The sequence below is a fragment of the Paenibacillus sp. Y412MC10 genome (assembly GCF_000024685.1).
Classification (GTDB): domain Bacteria; phylum Bacillota; class Bacilli; order Paenibacillales; family Paenibacillaceae; genus Paenibacillus_AQ; species Paenibacillus_AQ lautus_A.
In genome coordinates this window covers 1,716,078-1,731,495 of sequence record NC_013406.1, presented here as the reverse complement: position 1 = coordinate 1,731,495, position 15,418 = coordinate 1,716,078, and the positions used below count along the sequence as shown (strand labels likewise).

The window sequence follows — 15,418 nt, the reverse complement described above, 5'->3', positions numbered from 1 at the left end:
CCGCTCTCTCCCCCGATTTTTACGTTTTGAATATGAATTTCTTCCAATTATCGATGCATGTCTGAAGTGAAAAATGCTGACGGGCTGACCTATGCGCATTCTCCTTGATTCTCTGCCGCATCGTCGGATCTTCAATCATCGCCTTGATTCCTTCATACCAATGCTGCTCGGTATGCTCAACCAGGTAGCCGGTTTCGCCCTGCTCGACCCAGTGCGTATAAACAGGAGACTTCGAGTATATGCCCGGAATGCCGCAGGCACCGTATTCACGGAATTTGGTATTCGTTTTTCCCTTGTTAAATGAATTGTTCGCAAGCGGCGCAATCCCGATGTTCCAGTTGCTTTGATTTAGCTTTTTCAAAAACTCCTTGTATTCCATTCCCCCGCCTTCATATTTGACGCTTGGATGATCAGCCAGCGAAGGCGGAAGGTAGCCGTAAAATTCTAATCTCACGAATCCCCCATAATAATCCAAAATTTTGTTCAACGCTGAAATGACGGGCACGAAATCTTCCTCTTTGTCCCCTCCTGCATAACCGATGACCACTTGCCCCTGATCCTTATCCGCCTTCACGTTCTGGTCCAGCCACTCGAAATCGATGCTGGCAGGGAAGTAAATCACGTGTCTATTGTACCGCTCATGAATATAGGTGCCGAGATCAGGTGCATCGACTTTAATGATTTGCGTGTTTTTCAAAAACTTAATAAACGTCTCTCGACGGATCGGATCGTTGTAATATTCGCCCACCGGAGTTGTTGGCTGAATCTCCAGGAAATTATCGTCAATAACATAGACCGTCCTTTTATTCAGCTGATGGGCCAGCTCTAGTAATGCATAGGCCGCCGGTTCCACATTGCGAACGAATACAATCATATTCGCGGCCGCAATCATTTCGTGGGTCACGTCGGTTTCCAGTTTCACGTCGAATTGCAGGTTCTCTTGTTTATTCAGCGTTCGGAGGGGCTGGATAACGCCGATTTCAAGTGACGGTATCATGCCTGCCGCGATAACCAGAACGTCCATCTTGGGCAGAGCCGTCTCGATGACGGCAACAGCGGTTTGGGACCTTTTGTGGGCATCGGCGCGCCCTTGAGCGAGCCCTTCCTCTTTTCCCCGCTGGAAACCGTCTAAACTGCCCTTTTGATATGCGCTAAGACGAACAGGATGGTGTTTTCGTTTTCCAGCTCGCTTTCGAGGCCTTATTTTTTTTCTTAAAGCCATCTTATCCTTCTCCTTTATAAGCTTCTTGATGACCGGCCTCCATACCCTCCGCATAACCAACGTTAAATCCTTCGTTATACGCTTTATCAAACCCCGCATCATAGGATTGATTGTATTCGGCAGCCGTTTGTCGCGGAGCTATTCTTCCTGGACCTTTTCTTCTCTTTCCCCCAAAAACTCGATTCGCCCCCTTCCCTCTTAAGCCTCTTCCACGGATTCCTTTTCTCTTCAACGCAGCACCGCCATTTTTTTTCCTTGCTCTCATTCGTCTCACCCTTTGCTCTTTAATTAAATGTTATCCGCCTTAATTACCGGAGGAGAAATGATTGGAATTTCCTCCGCATATTGCTGGATTTCGTGCTCGTTCACTAGCAGCGGCTCGTAAAAATCAAGGTGCCAAGCCGCTAAGACGAGCCGATTCAGGAATCGCTGCAGCCGATTCCCCTTGTACTGATAAACGCTGCCGTTCTTATGCTTGATCAGTTTGCCTTCTTGCTCCCAAGATTCCGTGGATGGAAAATACACAGTCCTCATACGCCCGACGGCTTCCTCCGCAGCCATGCGATCCCCGAGCGGCCAGCAGCGGAGATCAACCTGTGACACCCGAACAGCCTGAATTCCGACGGCTCCGTGAATCGGATGCCTGATTCCGTTCTCAATCCAATAGATTACCGAGTCTGCCCCTGTCACGAAGATACACGTCGGGTACATATCAACGGTCCGCAGCTTCATGTCCCGGTTCAAGCCCCGCTGCCACTGCAGGGACAACATCTCATGAGGATCTTCCCACTTGCTGGAGTAGAAAGTAAGATTATTCGCATACACTTGTTCGAATCTGGAATTTAGCTTCTTCATGCTGACGCTGCCATAATGGTGAATAAACGTATCCTTGGCTATAATAAGCTGCATTCCAAGAAGACGGGCACGCAGCCCATAATCGTCATCTTCACAGTTGCCGATCTCAAAGCCCTCGTCAAAAAAACCCAATCGGTAAAAATCTTCACGCCGGATCAACATGCAGAAACCTGTCAAGCGTTCTGTAACGGTCCAGCTGTGCGCATTAGAGTGATTGTATGACTTGGAGAATTGCTGCATCTCGGCGATATCCTGGTAGCTGACATGAATAAGTTGCTCTCCGCTGATATAGTTTGTCACCGGACCTACAATCCCGAACTGCGGATCGCTGTGCAGACAAACGAGCAAATTCGAGAGCCAGTTGGCCGTCACAACGGAATCATTGTTTAAGATCATCAAGGTTGTTCCTTTTGCCATCATCAGTCCCTGATTTACAGCCCCTGCAAAGCCTAAATTTTCTTCATTGATTCGAAAGCGGAGCCCTTGGGAAGATTTGAGGAATTCTGCAGTTCCGTCATCGGATGCATTATCAATAATAATGAGTTCATACGGGGTGTCGGTGTATTGAGCAATACTTTCTATACATTCTTTTAAATAAGGAAGCTGATTATAGGTCGGTATAATGATACTTGTACCCTCAAAAACATTCCTGAATTGGGATATTCCCATATGCCGCCCCCGGCTGTATCCATCCTTGTAGCCGGTATGGAAGCCTTTGTTAAACCCGTCGTTGTAACCGTCTGTTTTATGATGGCTGATGTGGTTCATAAGGTTGATTCCCCGCTTGCTAAGGAATCGGCCAGATGCCCGAAATCGACAGCGACCTTTCCGAGCTCGGAGGCAATTCGCTCTGTAATGATAACAGCCGGAATGCCGGCGCCCACCAGCGCGATGTCGAATGGATGCCCTCGAATTTCATCCATGATTCTGGGAATATCGTGGATTCCTTCCACGGGGGCCACCGTGCCCGCCACCTTGATTCCGCGGCCTGACAGCACCCGTGAAAGACCGGGGGCGGAATTGCCCACAACGAGAACTCGACGTCCTGCTAGGATCCCTCCCAGTAAACCTTCCAAATGCAATGCATAGTTGACCGTCGATAACGTTAGTTGCAGCTTTCGGTAATCAATGCCATGAGCTCTAAAAACAGAAAAGCCCAGAGGTTGAAAGTTTGGCAATCTGAGTTTGGGAATGCCAACGATATCTGCCTTTCTCACGGATGCTGCCAACATATCTCTTGCTTTTAGATCAGGTAAACAAACACCGGCATAACTTAAAAAATGTCCTTCTTTCCGCACTTCTTCCTCGTTCAAAACCATGTCCTGCGCTAGCGTAAGCAGTTCCCCATCCCCTAAGCGGATAACGGACAACGGGGAGCTTGAATCCAAAGCTTCATTAAGCCTCCTTGCAACCTCCGCCGCGCTTAGAAGACGATAATACTGAGAACTCATTTGCTCCATTCCAGCTTCGATAATCTGGCGAACCGAAATTTCAGGAAGAATCTCCAGCTCCGGAAGAATCGAATCCACAATTCCCTCTCCTCCATCGTATAATCCCTTCGCGTACTCCTCTACCGAGTTTGGTTTAACCCTCATCGTTTCAGGTGCCGAGTGCTGCGACCTCATCATTGCCTGGTCGTAGCCTGCATCGAAGCCTTCATTGAACGAAGCTGCCGCTTGCTCCAGCAATTTCTGGGTGCAGTCGCTTTGCGTTTGGCCTTTTGTTCGCTGAAGAATAACTTTTCGCTTATGTCGCCTCTTTACCAGCCTGCGTCTTCTTTTCTCTAAGTGCTGCCGTATGATGATCACCCCGTCTTACGCACAATATATTCTTTGGAACTCATTAGGAAACGGGTATAACAATCCATTTTGGCTTGACTCAAGGGAATATGATACGAAGCATCGAACTCAATCGTTTATGATAGGTATGATCCTTTCTTGTTCTCATCAAGCCTTTTAACGCAATTCGTTGTCTCTCTTCCTCATGACGCAAGTAATAGTCGATTTTATCCATCAGTTCAGCATAAGAGCCATAGGTTTCTATTTCCGTTCCAGGGGAATATAACTGATCCATATCATGGCGGATATCCGATAACTGAAGCGTGCCGCAGCCGGATATTTCAAACGTGCGGGGATTGACGGAAAGCGCCTTTACTTTCCTGCTGTTGGCGTTGATCGTATCGTCATCGGATGAACGGTGATGGTTGATCACAATCTTGGCTCCATTGTAGTACGTTGCCGTGTCCTCCGGCGTCATCCAATCGCCGAGCTTAATCTTGTCGGACAGCTGGGCGTAATGTTTCATCCGATCCCACCACCATCCGGAAATGACGACTTTTTTATTTTTCAGTATCGGGGCCAGATGATCCATTAACTCCACTCTGTTCCAATAGGCCGTTCCGATAAAACAAATATCGGTCTGATTTGAGGTTGGCACATGCTTCGGAAAAAATACATTCGGGTTGACTCCAAAAGGCAAGTGATATACATGTTGACAACCTAAATCGCGATAAAAAGAAACGCAGTTGGATTCAAGCGTAAAGATATAATCGTAACGGGGAGCGATCGAAACCGTCCAGTCCGTATAGTACGGGTCATCCGTAAACCAAATGGCCGTTTTAAATCCGTTATCCCGAAGCGCTTTGAGCGTATCGGCTTCCAAAACAACCCCGTTTAAAGCAAGTACTAGGTCCGGCTGGAATTTCTTAGCCAAAAGGACGATATCTTCGGAAGGGCTCGCGACCGAGAGACTTCGAACCAGTCCCTTTAAAGCGTCAGTCACCGCCTGATCCAGCGCAGGATACGGAACGCCAATGCCTGCAGTGACATAAAGAATACGGAGATCGCGGACCTGCTCCTCTTCCTTGGGTAAGGACCTTATTACCGCATCGGAAAAACCGAGCCTGTATCCCTCTCTCCGTCCCACTGAATAACCTTTTCTGTATCCTTCCAACTGGGCGGATTGCTCTCCCCCCTGAAGCAGCAAATGCTCATTCATATAAGGTTCACCACAATCGGCCACTGGCTTGGTATAAGGACTGGAAGGTTCCAGCGTCCGTCCACCATCCGTCTAATATGTCATAGGTAAGCTGCCCCTTCGATGCATACACATTGTTCACGTCGGTAATTTCCAGTTCGCCTCGTGCGGATGGTTTAATGGTTCGGATCGTTTCAAACACCGTCGAATCATACATATAAATACCGGTTACGCAATAATCGGATTTAGGATCCTCCGGCTTCTCCTCGATCATGACAATGTTGTCTTTCTCCAAGACCGGAACACCGTATCTCTTCGGATCAAGGACTTTCTTCAGAAGTACGCGCGCTCCAGCGGCCTGTTTTTCATAAGCTTGCACAAAAGTTGATAGATGATCCTCAAACAGATTATCGCCAAGAAGCACAACGAACTTTTCGCCAGGTGTTATGAACGGTTCGGCAAGGTATAATGCTTGGGCAATCCCCCCGGCTTCTTCCTGGATTTTAAATGTGACGCTTACTCCCCATTCTTTTCCGCTGCCGATCAGGTCTGTATACAGGCCAGCCGATTGCTTGCCGATCACGATGAGAATTTCCTCAATGCCCGCTTTTTTGAATTTTTCGATTCCGTGACATATCATCGGAACTTTCCCGACAGGCAGCAGATGTTTGTTTATGACTTTGGTCAGTGGATAAAGCCGGGTACCCGTACCTCCTGCCAGAATGACGCCCTTCATATAATCCTTCCTTTCGCAAAATAGATGATTATACATAGATCGTTGGATCGACGCCCCATTTATCCATGAATTTTTGTTTGTTAGTATCGATAAGATGCTTCACTTGACTCATGTCCTGCTTGGCAAAGCTGGCACTCCCATGATGAAAAACGAAAACATCGCCCGCAATCCTGAACGTATATCCCGCATTCCTGGCCCGATAACAATAGTCATCGTCTTCAAAATGACCTGGTGAATAACGTTCGTCCAGCAGTCCGATCCGATCCATCAATTCCCGTTTAAACAGGAAACATAAGCCCACGATTCGATCCACTTGAAGCCACTTACTGGCATCCGGCTCATTCAGCTGGTTCGACATCTCCTCTAAGCTGGTATATGGCATATCGATCTGTTGTTTCCCGCTCGCATAATTGGTAAGCGGCCCGACGATCCCGATATTGGTTTCGCTGTTCAAGCAATTCAACATATTCTGCAACCAGTTGCGGGTGACGATGACGTCATTATTCAGCAGAAGCAGCGTATCGCCGGTTGCAATTTTCAAACCCTTGTTGCATGCGGCTGGAAAGCCAATGTTATTTGCCAATGAAATGAAGGTAATCCCCTCCTGACGGCAGATATCAACGGTACCGTCGGAGGAACCATTATCAACAACGATGATCTCATAAGGCTCATTCGTATGGCGTTTAATCGAATAAATACAATCCTTTAGCAGATCCCTGCCATTGAAAGTCGGAATAATGATACTTGTTTTATTCATAGCTACCACCTTCTAAACCTTGGTTAGCTGCCTTTGTCTAATCTGATCCATAAAAGATAGCCGCGGCCCCTTTAAGTCGAATACCGTCTTGAGAGCTTCGATGTGGTCTCCAATGATCAAGTCGGAAACCGCGTTTTGTTGTCCGACATTTCGAGCTCGGAGCCGATTTTTTGTAATAACGTCTACACTGGCCGGTGCGTTTATTTTTAAACCCTTTTCAAGGGCGATGACTTGCGCTTTCGGTGGGACAGATAAATTGGCGTATCCGATGATCTGGGCAGCTTCCTTCCTCATTGCGTGAGGTACCGCTGTAAGCGAATTGGCTTCGAGATCCGCCCTGCCCATGGATCGATTAATAAACTCCTTAACCGTTGTTACGTAATCTCTTTCGGAAAACATCCCGATCCATGGAGAAATATTATTTAAGGCAATATCACTACCCTGTTCAATGGCATCAATGAAAGGTACGAGATGCTCGGCTAATATTGGAACATCTCCATCAAGGAACAGCAGAATGTCAGAATCGGCTAACTTCGCCCCGACCGCTCTGCCAACATCGTGTCCCAAAGCCTGTTTATAGTGCACAATAATGGCTCTCGATTGGTTTCGGATCATTTCAAAGCTTTCATCGGTTGATCCGTTCACCACAAATATGATTTCATGAAGCGGCAGCCGATGAAGCTGCTCCAGCAATTTTATAATCGTATCTTTCTCGTTCATCACCAGGACGATCGCCGCTACTCTTTTATCCGTTGGCAGAAGTACTGCATTTCCAAGATATACTCCAGTATGCTTGCTGTGTCCTTCCACAAATTTTGATGCCGCCGCGTGATAAACGGTCCATGGCAGCGGTTTGACTGAATGGTACCAGCGGTTCCAGCTCTCGTTCACTTTGATATGAGGGTCTATATCCGCTGTTGTTGGAACTTCATGGGCCGCTTGCTGATAACCGGCAGCATAAGCTCTCTCTTTCCAATTGTCGACCACTCCATTTGAAATCCGACGATTCTTGAATATAAGAGCCTCCAATTTATGACCGCTCCGTTTTCTATTGGTCCTTGCTCTTTTATTTATGGGTCTCATTGCTCTCCTAAAAGATTTTGAAGCGGGAATCTTACCTCGTCTCTGCTTTCTTCGCACCATCTCATCACCACACGCTTTCTCTTTTTCGTGCGAGATCTGATCGATTTCCCCGCATGCCGGATTTAGAGATTAACCAATCTATCGCCTCCAAATGATCCCCCACGATCAGGGTTTCCAGGGGATCATTTCCTCTGGTTCTACCCCTCCGGGGATTTCTTTTTCCTACATCCACGTAATGGATCCCGCGTACTTTCAAACCATTATAAATAGCCATTGCTTGAGCTTTCGGAGGAACGGCCAAATTGTCGATACCAATCAAATATACTGCTTTTCGGCTCATTGCATGTGGAATGGTTGTCAGTGAAGCTCCTTTCAAATCGGGATTGGATACCAAAATGTTTAACGTATGCTTAGCGAGGATAACGCTGTGAACGTGATGCTTATCGATCGGACCCAAATACTTGTTCAAAGCCACGTCCACCCCCTCTTCCACAGCTTTCGTTAAAGGGGTCAAATCACTTGTTTTTATTACGATGTCTGCATCGGTAAACAGCAAGATGTCTCCTCTAGCCGCTGCAGCGCCGATACTTCGTCCCACGTCATGACCAAGCGGAAAGGGCAAGTGGATCACCCTCGCTCCGATGCTCTGAGCAATATCTGCCGTACCGTCCGTTGAACCATTAGCAACAACGATAACCTCTGTGGCGGAGTGCACTTGGCTGGCTTGCCGAATGACTGCCGCAATGGTCTTCGCTTCGTTCATGGCAGGAATGATGACGGATACCTTCGGAGACTGGGCATTTATGATCCGGGACAGGGATCTTCCCCTCTTTTTTCTGTTAACGGGACTCGCAGGACTTCGTTTCGACATGTTTCTCACCTGCCAAGTTGGGATTAAGGACACTTCCTCCTCATTTTATGTATAGGTTTATTTACTGTAACGGCGTTCGTACCTTACACCGAATAAAATTGGGTTGAGCGGATGGACCAATAAACATACCAACTCTATCGATATCGAATAAACTAGAACATCAAAAAGAAAGGAAGTGAAGACCTATCAGAACATTCAGGGCAACATTATTAGGCAGAAACGAGGTACCCGCCGTTAGAACGCGGGCCACGGGGAATATTGTTTTTCAGCTCAACAACACAGGCACTCAGCTAAGATTCAGACTTGTTATTCGAAATATCAGCCAAGTGACCCAAGCTCATATCCATCTCGGAAGAGTCGGACAAAACGGCCCCATTGTCGCATTCCTGTTCGGTCCGTCAAAATTCGGTATAACCGTAAGACGCGGGATTATTCAGGGTGTCCTGACGAATCAGGATTTGATCGGTCCTCTGCAAGACAGAACGATTCGAGATCTGATCCGTGAATTCGAGCGTGGCAATGCCTATGTGAACGTTCATACGATCCAAAATCCGAATGGTGAAATTCGCGGGCAGGTTCGGCGATAAAATCACATCATCTTATTTGTATATACGTTTTATGAAGAAAACCCTCCAACTGTGCATAGAGCGGAGGGTTTTACACTTGGTCGGCTTTGGCAGCGGGAACGTAGGTTTTAATCTATCTGTTCTTCCAACCTCTCAAAAATGTGCGTTTCATCTCATCCATCTGCCTTTACATTCATCTCTCCCATTGCATTAACTGTTACTAGATTAAGAATACAAAAAACCTTAATCAATTCTATATGAGGAGGTAGACGTGATGGCCATTATTTCGGTCTTCCCTTCACCTACAGGGACGCCAATTGCAACTGCGGTAGCTTCAGCTGTCGCTGGTGACGTCGTATTGGTTAATGATGGAACGTATCCTGAGCCGGCGGTGACTGTAGCGACTTCCAACGTAAAAGTTATAGCTAAAAATGAAGGTGCGGCGATACGCCAAGGACTCAACGCTGCCGCAAGTGCGTTCATTGTCACAGCAGCTACGGGGGTTGAAATTAACGGATTCTCCATTCAAAACTACACGGCCGATGCGATTGATGTTACCGCTGGTACCAATCACCGCATCATTGGCAATACCATTAACAACACGCTTGGTATTGGTATTGATTTAGCGGCCGGTACCGGACATGTAGCCTGGAGAAACAGTGTTCAAGATGCAGGCGGCGTTGCAGGAATCAACGTAGTAAGCACCGACAGCTGGATCGTACAGAATGTATTCTTCAGCAATACAAGTGTGGGTATTTTGTTGGCCGGCGCCAATAATGCGGCTATTGGTAATACTGTCTCTCAAAACGGCACAATCGGCATCTCGAGCACCGCAGCGAACAATCTGTTATTCGGCAACACGGTCACGCAAAACGGAATAAGCGGAATCACCGTTGCAGCAGCAAACAACGTGCTGATACGCAATAACGTGGAAAACAACACAGGTACCGGTGTTTCGATCACAACCGGCGATAACGGATATCTTGGAGCCAACGATTCGAATCGTAACACTCAAACCGGTATCGCAATTGCCACCGATTTTAACAGTGTGGAATTCAACGAAATGGAGTTCAACCAGAATTTTGGACTCCTCATTTCCGGCGATGAAAACACCGCATTCGGAAATCGGTTCACCGGTAACACGCCAACTCAAATCTCCGTAACAGGTACAGATAATAACTTGTTCTAAATTCCTAGTGTATGTAAGGCTTTTACGCTTGCTCTCCTCGTGAGGGCAAGCACTATTTTTCAACTGAGTTACCCGCAAGGGCATCCCGTAAACATGATGGTTTGGAGGTCATTTGATGAGAAAAATTCTTGTGGTCGGCTCAGAGGAAACCGCATCATACCAAATCATTCTTCTTCCCCCTCTCCGTTATCTGGAAGGACAAGGATACTGCAGTTTCAAGATCCTTCCACATAAGCAAGTAACCCGATCTATCATTTCTTCATATGATATTATTTTGTTTCTGAGAAGCATTGAGCCTGCAGCGCTCCAATGTTTAGAATGGGCACACCGTGAGGGAAAGAAGACCGTATACGTCATTGACGACCATTTTCTCGCGATTCCTCAAACCACCCGTCTTGGCCAAATATACTCAAAACCCGCTTATAAAGAAACCTATACTTACTTTCTAAAGAACGTACACGCAGTCAAAGTAGAATCACCCGTCTTTCGCGATGTGATTAAGATGCACTTCACTCCTAAAGTGGTCTATTTTCCAGGAAGCATTGATGTTTCCTATACACAATTGTCCAACAGTCCGAAAAAGGAAGATCGACTCGTGATCGGATATGAAGGTGCCAAAAAGGAAAGTTCTTTCCGCCCGGTTATTCCTGCATTGCAGCGCATACTTAAGGAATACGGAGATTTTGTTAGACTGGAGTTCTACGGGTACTGTCCTGAAGAATTGAAGGGGCATCCTAATATCTCCCATTGGAAACATAATGAAAATTACAGCCAGTTCATGCAGCAGCTGTATCGGGCCAATTGGGATATCGGTCTTGCACCCATGGATGATGGTCTGTTCTACCGCTGCAAAAGCAATGTGAAGTTCCGCGACTATGCTGCCTGCCGCATTCCCGGCATTTATTCATTATCCCCCATATACCGTGATTGCGTATTCCACAAAAAAACGGGTTATTTTGTTCCTCAAACAGAGCAGGGCTGGTACGTCGGAATTCGAGAAATGATCGACAATCCCAAACTTCGAAAAAAAATTTCACAAAAGGCCGCAAAGGCCGTGGCCAAGAACTTTACGGTCAAACAGTGTGCGAAAAATTGGAAGTCTCTTTTTCAAGGCCTGCTCGACATACCATAGAACCTGTAATAGATGATGACCTATTATCTGGAATGGAGAGTGATAGCATGCCTACTATTCAAGAGGCAGCGTTGGTTCTTAACCAGCATTATGACATCAAAAAGCCGAAAATCGAATGGATTCAGGACGAACCGGATAAAGCGGTGTGGAAGGTAATCGATAACAAAGAAACCTATATCCTTAAGTCGGATTACAGATCAAGCAAAACCTTCACCCCTTCTATCACTCTACAATACGAGCTATCCCAACAGGGGTTGAAGGTTCCGGAGGTAATCGCCACGAATCAACGGAAACTATGTACGAAGCATGGTAAGCATCGTTATTATTTATCTAGATATATTTCTGGCGGTTCTGCATCGATAATTGACCGCGTAAAGGTCATTGGGGATTTTCATCAAAACGCTACATGGCCAAGTTCACTCTCATCCAATCAAAAACCGAGCGCCTTGAAGAATGGAATAAACAGATGGATATCTGAATATCAATTAAAATTAAAAGATTTGATGAAATGGAAAGACCAGTACTCCTTGCCGTATATTCAACCCTGTTTACAATTAGCTGAGAAATGTATAAGAGTTTCTTCCCGAAGAGCCCCCCTCCTCGCTGATCATCTCACATCCCTAAACAATAGGAGATGGCTTGTACATGGGGATTTAACCCATTTAAACGTAATAAAAACGCCATCAGGAGATTTATGGATCATTGATCTGGAGCATTCAAGAATTGACTCTCCCATCAAGGATATCCGTTATTTATTACCGAGGGTCGTGTTATCTTCCCACTATAAAGAGTACTTTACGAGATTTCCTGAAGGGAAGTCTTATAAAGAACTCTACTATATAGATGCGATATTTCCTCACAGCCTCCACTTCTACCTCGGCGGATCGATCAGGCAAATGAAACTTCCGCTGAAGAGTACCAAAGTACAAGAGATTGTATCAGACGAACTAGCGAAGGATGACATGATAAGCAAGGAGTTGGGCGGCATTAAATAAGGGAATACCGAAGGGGCCGTTGTACGACAACGGCCCCTAAGATACATATTAACGTTTCAATCTTTTCATAACCGGCTTCTTGTGGTGCTTGCTCCAATTAAAAAATTCATTATTACGGATATTGCCATTGATCGCGGTAAATGGAACCTTATTCTTCCAGGCAACGTAATTAAAACTGATTTGGTCTCTTTTACTATAACTTATAATTTGTCTCCACCATGTGGTCATTGCTCCCATAACGATAGGATCATTATGGCGTCTTAGGATCACGCCGGACTCAATCAGTCCGTTATCCCTCGGATATCCCGCATTCTTATACAAAGCTACTTGTTTTAGTATGACTTCTTTGTTATCCTTCCCCAAGGCAATACAAGCCTCAGCTTCTTTATAAATACAATTCCGATGTGAATGTTTGTAGAACACGAGCGGTGAGGCGCTATATTTTTCAATAAACCGATCGATATCTCCGACGATTCTGATATTCCCGTCAACCCAAACACTGTGTTTGTAGGTCGGGAATAATAAATGCGGCATAACTTTTACCCATCTAGCTTGACGGGCCGAATCAGCGAATATTTTATCTAACTTAATCATTTTCCAGGTTCCGGACTTTAATTTCGGATTATCCGTAAAACAATAGTAATCACAATATTTGCTCATTTGTAAAGGATCCTGCAGCTTATCGTAATTGCCGGTTATCGCTGTGTATACTACGTTTTTTCGTTGATTACTTGTGATGATTTGTCGTCTGCACGCTAAGAGCCACTTTAATTTTGCCCTTGTTTCTCTGAGCGATTGATGCACGACCATTTTTTGTACCGATTGTTTAACCCTTTCCTCGCCATGCTTGCGATAGAGAGCAGCTTTTCCATTCTGCACTAATTTCTTTCTTCTATCGGTTCCAAAACTTGCCGACTTTTGATGATAGATATAACAATGGGTGGCAACCTTTAATTTAAAGTTGGCAGCCCGGGCGCGAAGGCAATAATCATCTTCTTCCCCGTAACCTACCGGAAAGTTCTTCTCATCAAAATATCCGATTTTGTCTAACACTTCTTTCTTGATCATTAAACAGAAGCCGTTCAAAAACATGACTCTCGGAAAAATCTTATCCGAGGCTTGATAGACAAGCTCGGCCATTTGTTCGATCGTCAAGTCGGGCTCCAATCCATTACGGTTCCAGTCCCGATGGGGAATGGATTGCCAGCTGGCTGCATTTGACAGCGGACCGACGATACCGATCCTGCGATCGGATTCCATGGTTTCCGTCAGCCTTTCCAACCACTGACCGGTTACGATCGTATCGCTGTTGAGGAGGACGCAGTATCGTGATGTTGACTGTTTTAATCCTTGATTCGCTGAAGCCGTATAGCCTTGCGGTTTATCGTGTCGAATTAATTTATGGTGAAATTGTCGTGTGTACTGTTCCAGATATCGCTTTGTGGTTTGATCGCTTCCATCATCTATGATAATTAAATTAATTTCTTGTGTCGTGTTATTTTGAATGGACCTCAAGCATTGTTTTACTGCGTTCAAACCGTTATGCACACAAATGACAACATCAATCAATCCCTTCCCTCCCTTCCCCGTTATCTTTGATCGACACAATCGGGGATGAGCTCTTCTCCAATCGCTTATGTCCGCCGAGCAAGACGATGTTTCCTTTAATCGACCGGGTCACATTTTTCGTGTCATACAGCAAAGCGGCATGCTCAGCAATAAATCGGTAATCGATCGTACTATGATCGGTAGTAATAACGACCAGGTCGGCGGAGGCAATCAGATCGGGCAAAAGTTCTATGGAGGATATCCTGTGGCCGTTGTCCATAAACCATGGAATGAACGGGTCATAATAGGTTACCGCAGCCCCCTTCTGCTGTAGAAGCCTGAACACTTCCAGTGACGGCGATTCCCGCATATCGTTGACATCCTTTTTATAAGCCATGCCGATCAATATAATGTTGGAGTTTTTTAGCGGCTTTTCATGGTCATTGAGTATGTCGGTAATCTGCGATATGACATAGCGGGGCATATTGCTGTTGATATCGCTGGTCAATTCAATAAATTTGTTATAGAAGCCGAACTTTTTAGCTCTCCATGACAGATAGGTCGGATCGATCGGGATGCAGTGGCCGCCGATCCCCGGCCCCGGGAAAAAGGGGATGTAACCAAACGGCTTGGTCGAAGCAGCGTCGATCACTTCCCAGATGTTAATCCCCATTCGGTCACACATGAGCGTCAGCTCGTTCACGAGCGCAATGTTTACGCTTCGAAACGTGTTTTCGAGCAGCTTAACCATCTCGGCCGCTGCCGTTGAGCTTACGGGAATCACGTTATCCAAAAAAGAACGGTAAAATTGAATGCCGAGATGTGCACATTCCTCCGTGATTCCACCTAAGATTTTAGGTGTGTTTTTCACATTGAATTTACGGTTTCCAGGGTCCACTCTTTCCGGAGAATAACATACAAAAACATCCTTGCCCACTTCCCATTGCTTATTGGCTTCAATCACATTCTTAATTAATTCTTCGGTCGTTCCGGGATAGGTGGTGCTCTCCAAAATAATGAGCGTATCTCTCGAAGCATACCGGATGATGGAATCAACCGCTGACCGAATCATGGAAACGTCAGGATCTCTGTTGATGTTAAGCGGGGTGGGCAAGCAAATAACGATGATATCTGCCTCAGCCAGCGCTGAAAACTCATGAACGGCATACAGGCGCTGATGGATCAAAGAATCGATATCTTCATCCTTTATATCCGTAACATACGATTTTCCGCGTTGCAGCTGTTCCGTTTTATTCTTATCAATGTCAATTCCGTACACCCTGTAATTGGCTCTTGCCGCCTCCACTGCCACAGATAGTCCGACGTAACCAAGACCGATCACGGCCACCGTTGCCGTCTTGGTTTTTATTTTATGCAAGATTTCGCTCATCCTGGTTGTCCATCCTTTCTTGAAGAGTAAGTCCTTGTTCAAAAAACACCCATGATGAAATTACCGGGCGATCATGAATTTCCTTCTCCTGATAAAAT

The 15,418-nt window shown here is 46.0% G+C and carries 15 protein-coding genes; 4 read left to right on the top strand and 11 right to left on the bottom strand.

All coding sequences use genetic code 11. The features are described from left to right. Nucleotides 1-19: 19 nt before the first annotated feature. The 9 genes from GYMC10_RS07260 to GYMC10_RS07220 form a co-directional block, all read right to left on the bottom strand. Nucleotides 20-1,222, bottom strand: a complete 1,203-nt coding sequence (locus GYMC10_RS07260; RefSeq protein WP_015733958.1) for a glycosyltransferase — start codon at nucleotides 1,220-1,222, stop codon at nucleotides 20-22. A gap of 1 nt (nucleotide 1,223) precedes the next feature. Next, on the bottom strand, nucleotides 1,224-1,487 hold the full coding sequence (locus GYMC10_RS07255) for a hypothetical protein (RefSeq protein ID WP_041621943.1): 264 nt from the start codon (nucleotides 1,485-1,487) through the stop codon (nucleotides 1,224-1,226). 23 nt (nucleotides 1,488-1,510) lie between these two features. Continuing rightward, a complete protein-coding gene (locus tag GYMC10_RS07250) occupies nucleotides 1,511-2,845 on the bottom strand; it encodes a glycosyltransferase family 2 protein (protein ID WP_015733957.1) in 1,335 nt (444 codons plus the stop codon). Continuing rightward, nucleotides 2,842-3,606 carry a GT-D fold domain-containing glycosyltransferase gene (locus GYMC10_RS07245; RefSeq protein ID WP_260871429.1) on the bottom strand — a complete coding sequence of 255 codons (765 nt, stop codon included), beginning with the start codon at nucleotides 3,604-3,606 and terminating at the stop codon, nucleotides 2,842-2,844. Before GYMC10_RS07245 ends, GYMC10_RS07250 begins: the two co-directional genes overlap by 4 nt. 349 nt (nucleotides 3,607-3,955) lie before the next feature. After that, complete coding sequence (locus tag GYMC10_RS07240) at nucleotides 3,956-5,074, bottom strand: glycosyltransferase (protein WP_015733955.1); 1,119 nt, start codon at nucleotides 5,072-5,074, stop codon at nucleotides 3,956-3,958. Nucleotides 5,075-5,081: 7 nt separating this feature from the next. Then, nucleotides 5,082-5,789, bottom strand: coding sequence for a sugar phosphate nucleotidyltransferase (locus tag GYMC10_RS07235; RefSeq protein ID WP_015733954.1), 708 nt, complete (start codon nucleotides 5,787-5,789; stop codon nucleotides 5,082-5,084). A 28-nt stretch (nucleotides 5,790-5,817) separates the two neighbouring features. Then, complete coding sequence (locus GYMC10_RS07230) at nucleotides 5,818-6,546, bottom strand: glycosyltransferase family 2 protein (protein WP_015733953.1); 729 nt, start codon at nucleotides 6,544-6,546, stop codon at nucleotides 5,818-5,820. A 12-nt stretch (nucleotides 6,547-6,558) separates the two neighbouring features. Continuing rightward, complete coding sequence (locus GYMC10_RS07225) at nucleotides 6,559-7,575, bottom strand: glycosyltransferase family 2 protein (RefSeq protein WP_251499220.1); 1,017 nt, start codon at nucleotides 7,573-7,575, stop codon at nucleotides 6,559-6,561. A 118-nt stretch (nucleotides 7,576-7,693) separates the two neighbouring features. Continuing rightward, nucleotides 7,694-8,500, bottom strand: coding sequence for a glycosyltransferase family 2 protein (locus GYMC10_RS07220; protein ID WP_041622119.1), 807 nt, complete (start codon nucleotides 8,498-8,500; stop codon nucleotides 7,694-7,696). Nucleotides 8,501-8,685: 185 nt separating this feature from the next. Between GYMC10_RS07220 and GYMC10_RS07215 the strand changes: the two genes are divergently transcribed. The 4 genes from GYMC10_RS07215 (at nucleotide 8,686) to GYMC10_RS07200 (ending at nucleotide 12,382) form a co-directional block, all read left to right on the top strand. Next, nucleotides 8,686-9,087, top strand: a complete 402-nt coding sequence (locus tag GYMC10_RS07215; RefSeq protein WP_041621942.1) for a CHRD domain-containing protein — start codon at nucleotides 8,686-8,688, stop codon at nucleotides 9,085-9,087. Between the two features lie 253 nt (nucleotides 9,088-9,340). Beyond that, nucleotides 9,341-10,255, top strand: a complete 915-nt coding sequence (locus GYMC10_RS07210; protein ID WP_015733950.1) for a right-handed parallel beta-helix repeat-containing protein — start codon at nucleotides 9,341-9,343, stop codon at nucleotides 10,253-10,255. 115 nt (nucleotides 10,256-10,370) lie between these two features. Further along, entirely contained in the window at nucleotides 10,371-11,387 is a 1,017-nt protein-coding gene (locus tag GYMC10_RS07205) for a glycosyltransferase (RefSeq protein ID WP_015733949.1), read from the top strand. Between the two features lie 47 nt (nucleotides 11,388-11,434). Further along, nucleotides 11,435-12,382 (top strand): phosphotransferase, encoded by a 948-nt coding sequence (locus GYMC10_RS07200; RefSeq protein ID WP_015733948.1) that lies wholly within the window; start codon nucleotides 11,435-11,437, stop codon nucleotides 12,380-12,382. Nucleotides 12,383-12,430: 48 nt separating this feature from the next. Here GYMC10_RS07200 and GYMC10_RS07195 read toward each other — a convergent pair whose 3' ends face one another. Both GYMC10_RS07195 and GYMC10_RS07190 read right to left on the bottom strand, forming a co-directional pair. Further along, the gene (locus GYMC10_RS07195; RefSeq protein WP_015733947.1) at nucleotides 12,431-13,951 is read right to left on the bottom strand and encodes a glycosyltransferase; all 1,521 of its coding nucleotides are present in this window, start codon (nucleotides 13,949-13,951) and stop codon (nucleotides 12,431-12,433) included. Further along, nucleotides 13,944-15,320, bottom strand: a complete 1,377-nt coding sequence (locus GYMC10_RS07190; protein WP_015733946.1) for a nucleotide sugar dehydrogenase — start codon at nucleotides 15,318-15,320, stop codon at nucleotides 13,944-13,946. Before GYMC10_RS07190 ends, GYMC10_RS07195 begins: the two co-directional genes overlap by 8 nt. Nucleotides 15,321-15,418: the final 98 nt, after the last annotated feature.

Excerpts from the sequence above, each read along its gene's own strand:
- GYMC10_RS07260 (WP_015733958.1), bottom strand. The coding sequence starts at position 1,222 with ATGGCTTTAAGAAAAAAAATAAGGCCTCGAAAGCGAGCTGGAAAACGA.
- GYMC10_RS07255 (WP_041621943.1), bottom strand. The coding sequence starts at position 1,487 with ATGAGAGCAAGGAAAAAAAATGGCGGTGCTGCGTTGAAGAGAAAAGGA.
- GYMC10_RS07250 (WP_015733957.1), bottom strand. The coding sequence starts at position 2,845 with ATGAACCACATCAGCCATCATAAAACAGACGGTTACAACGACGGGTTT.
- GYMC10_RS07240 (WP_015733955.1), bottom strand. The coding sequence starts at position 5,074 with ATGAATGAGCATTTGCTGCTTCAGGGGGGAGAGCAATCCGCCCAGTTG.
- GYMC10_RS07235 (WP_015733954.1), bottom strand. The coding sequence starts at position 5,789 with ATGAAGGGCGTCATTCTGGCAGGAGGTACGGGTACCCGGCTTTATCCA.
- GYMC10_RS07230 (WP_015733953.1), bottom strand. The coding sequence starts at position 6,546 with ATGAATAAAACAAGTATCATTATTCCGACTTTCAATGGCAGGGATCTG.
- GYMC10_RS07220 (WP_041622119.1), bottom strand. The coding sequence starts at position 8,500 with ATGTCGAAACGAAGTCCTGCGAGTCCCGTTAACAGAAAAAAGAGGGGA.
- GYMC10_RS07210 (WP_015733950.1), top strand. The coding sequence starts at position 9,341 with ATGGCCATTATTTCGGTCTTCCCTTCACCTACAGGGACGCCAATTGCA.
- GYMC10_RS07205 (WP_015733949.1), top strand. The coding sequence starts at position 10,371 with ATGAGAAAAATTCTTGTGGTCGGCTCAGAGGAAACCGCATCATACCAA.
- GYMC10_RS07200 (WP_015733948.1), top strand. The coding sequence starts at position 11,435 with ATGCCTACTATTCAAGAGGCAGCGTTGGTTCTTAACCAGCATTATGAC.
- GYMC10_RS07190 (WP_015733946.1), bottom strand. The coding sequence starts at position 15,320 with ATGAGCGAAATCTTGCATAAAATAAAAACCAAGACGGCAACGGTGGCC.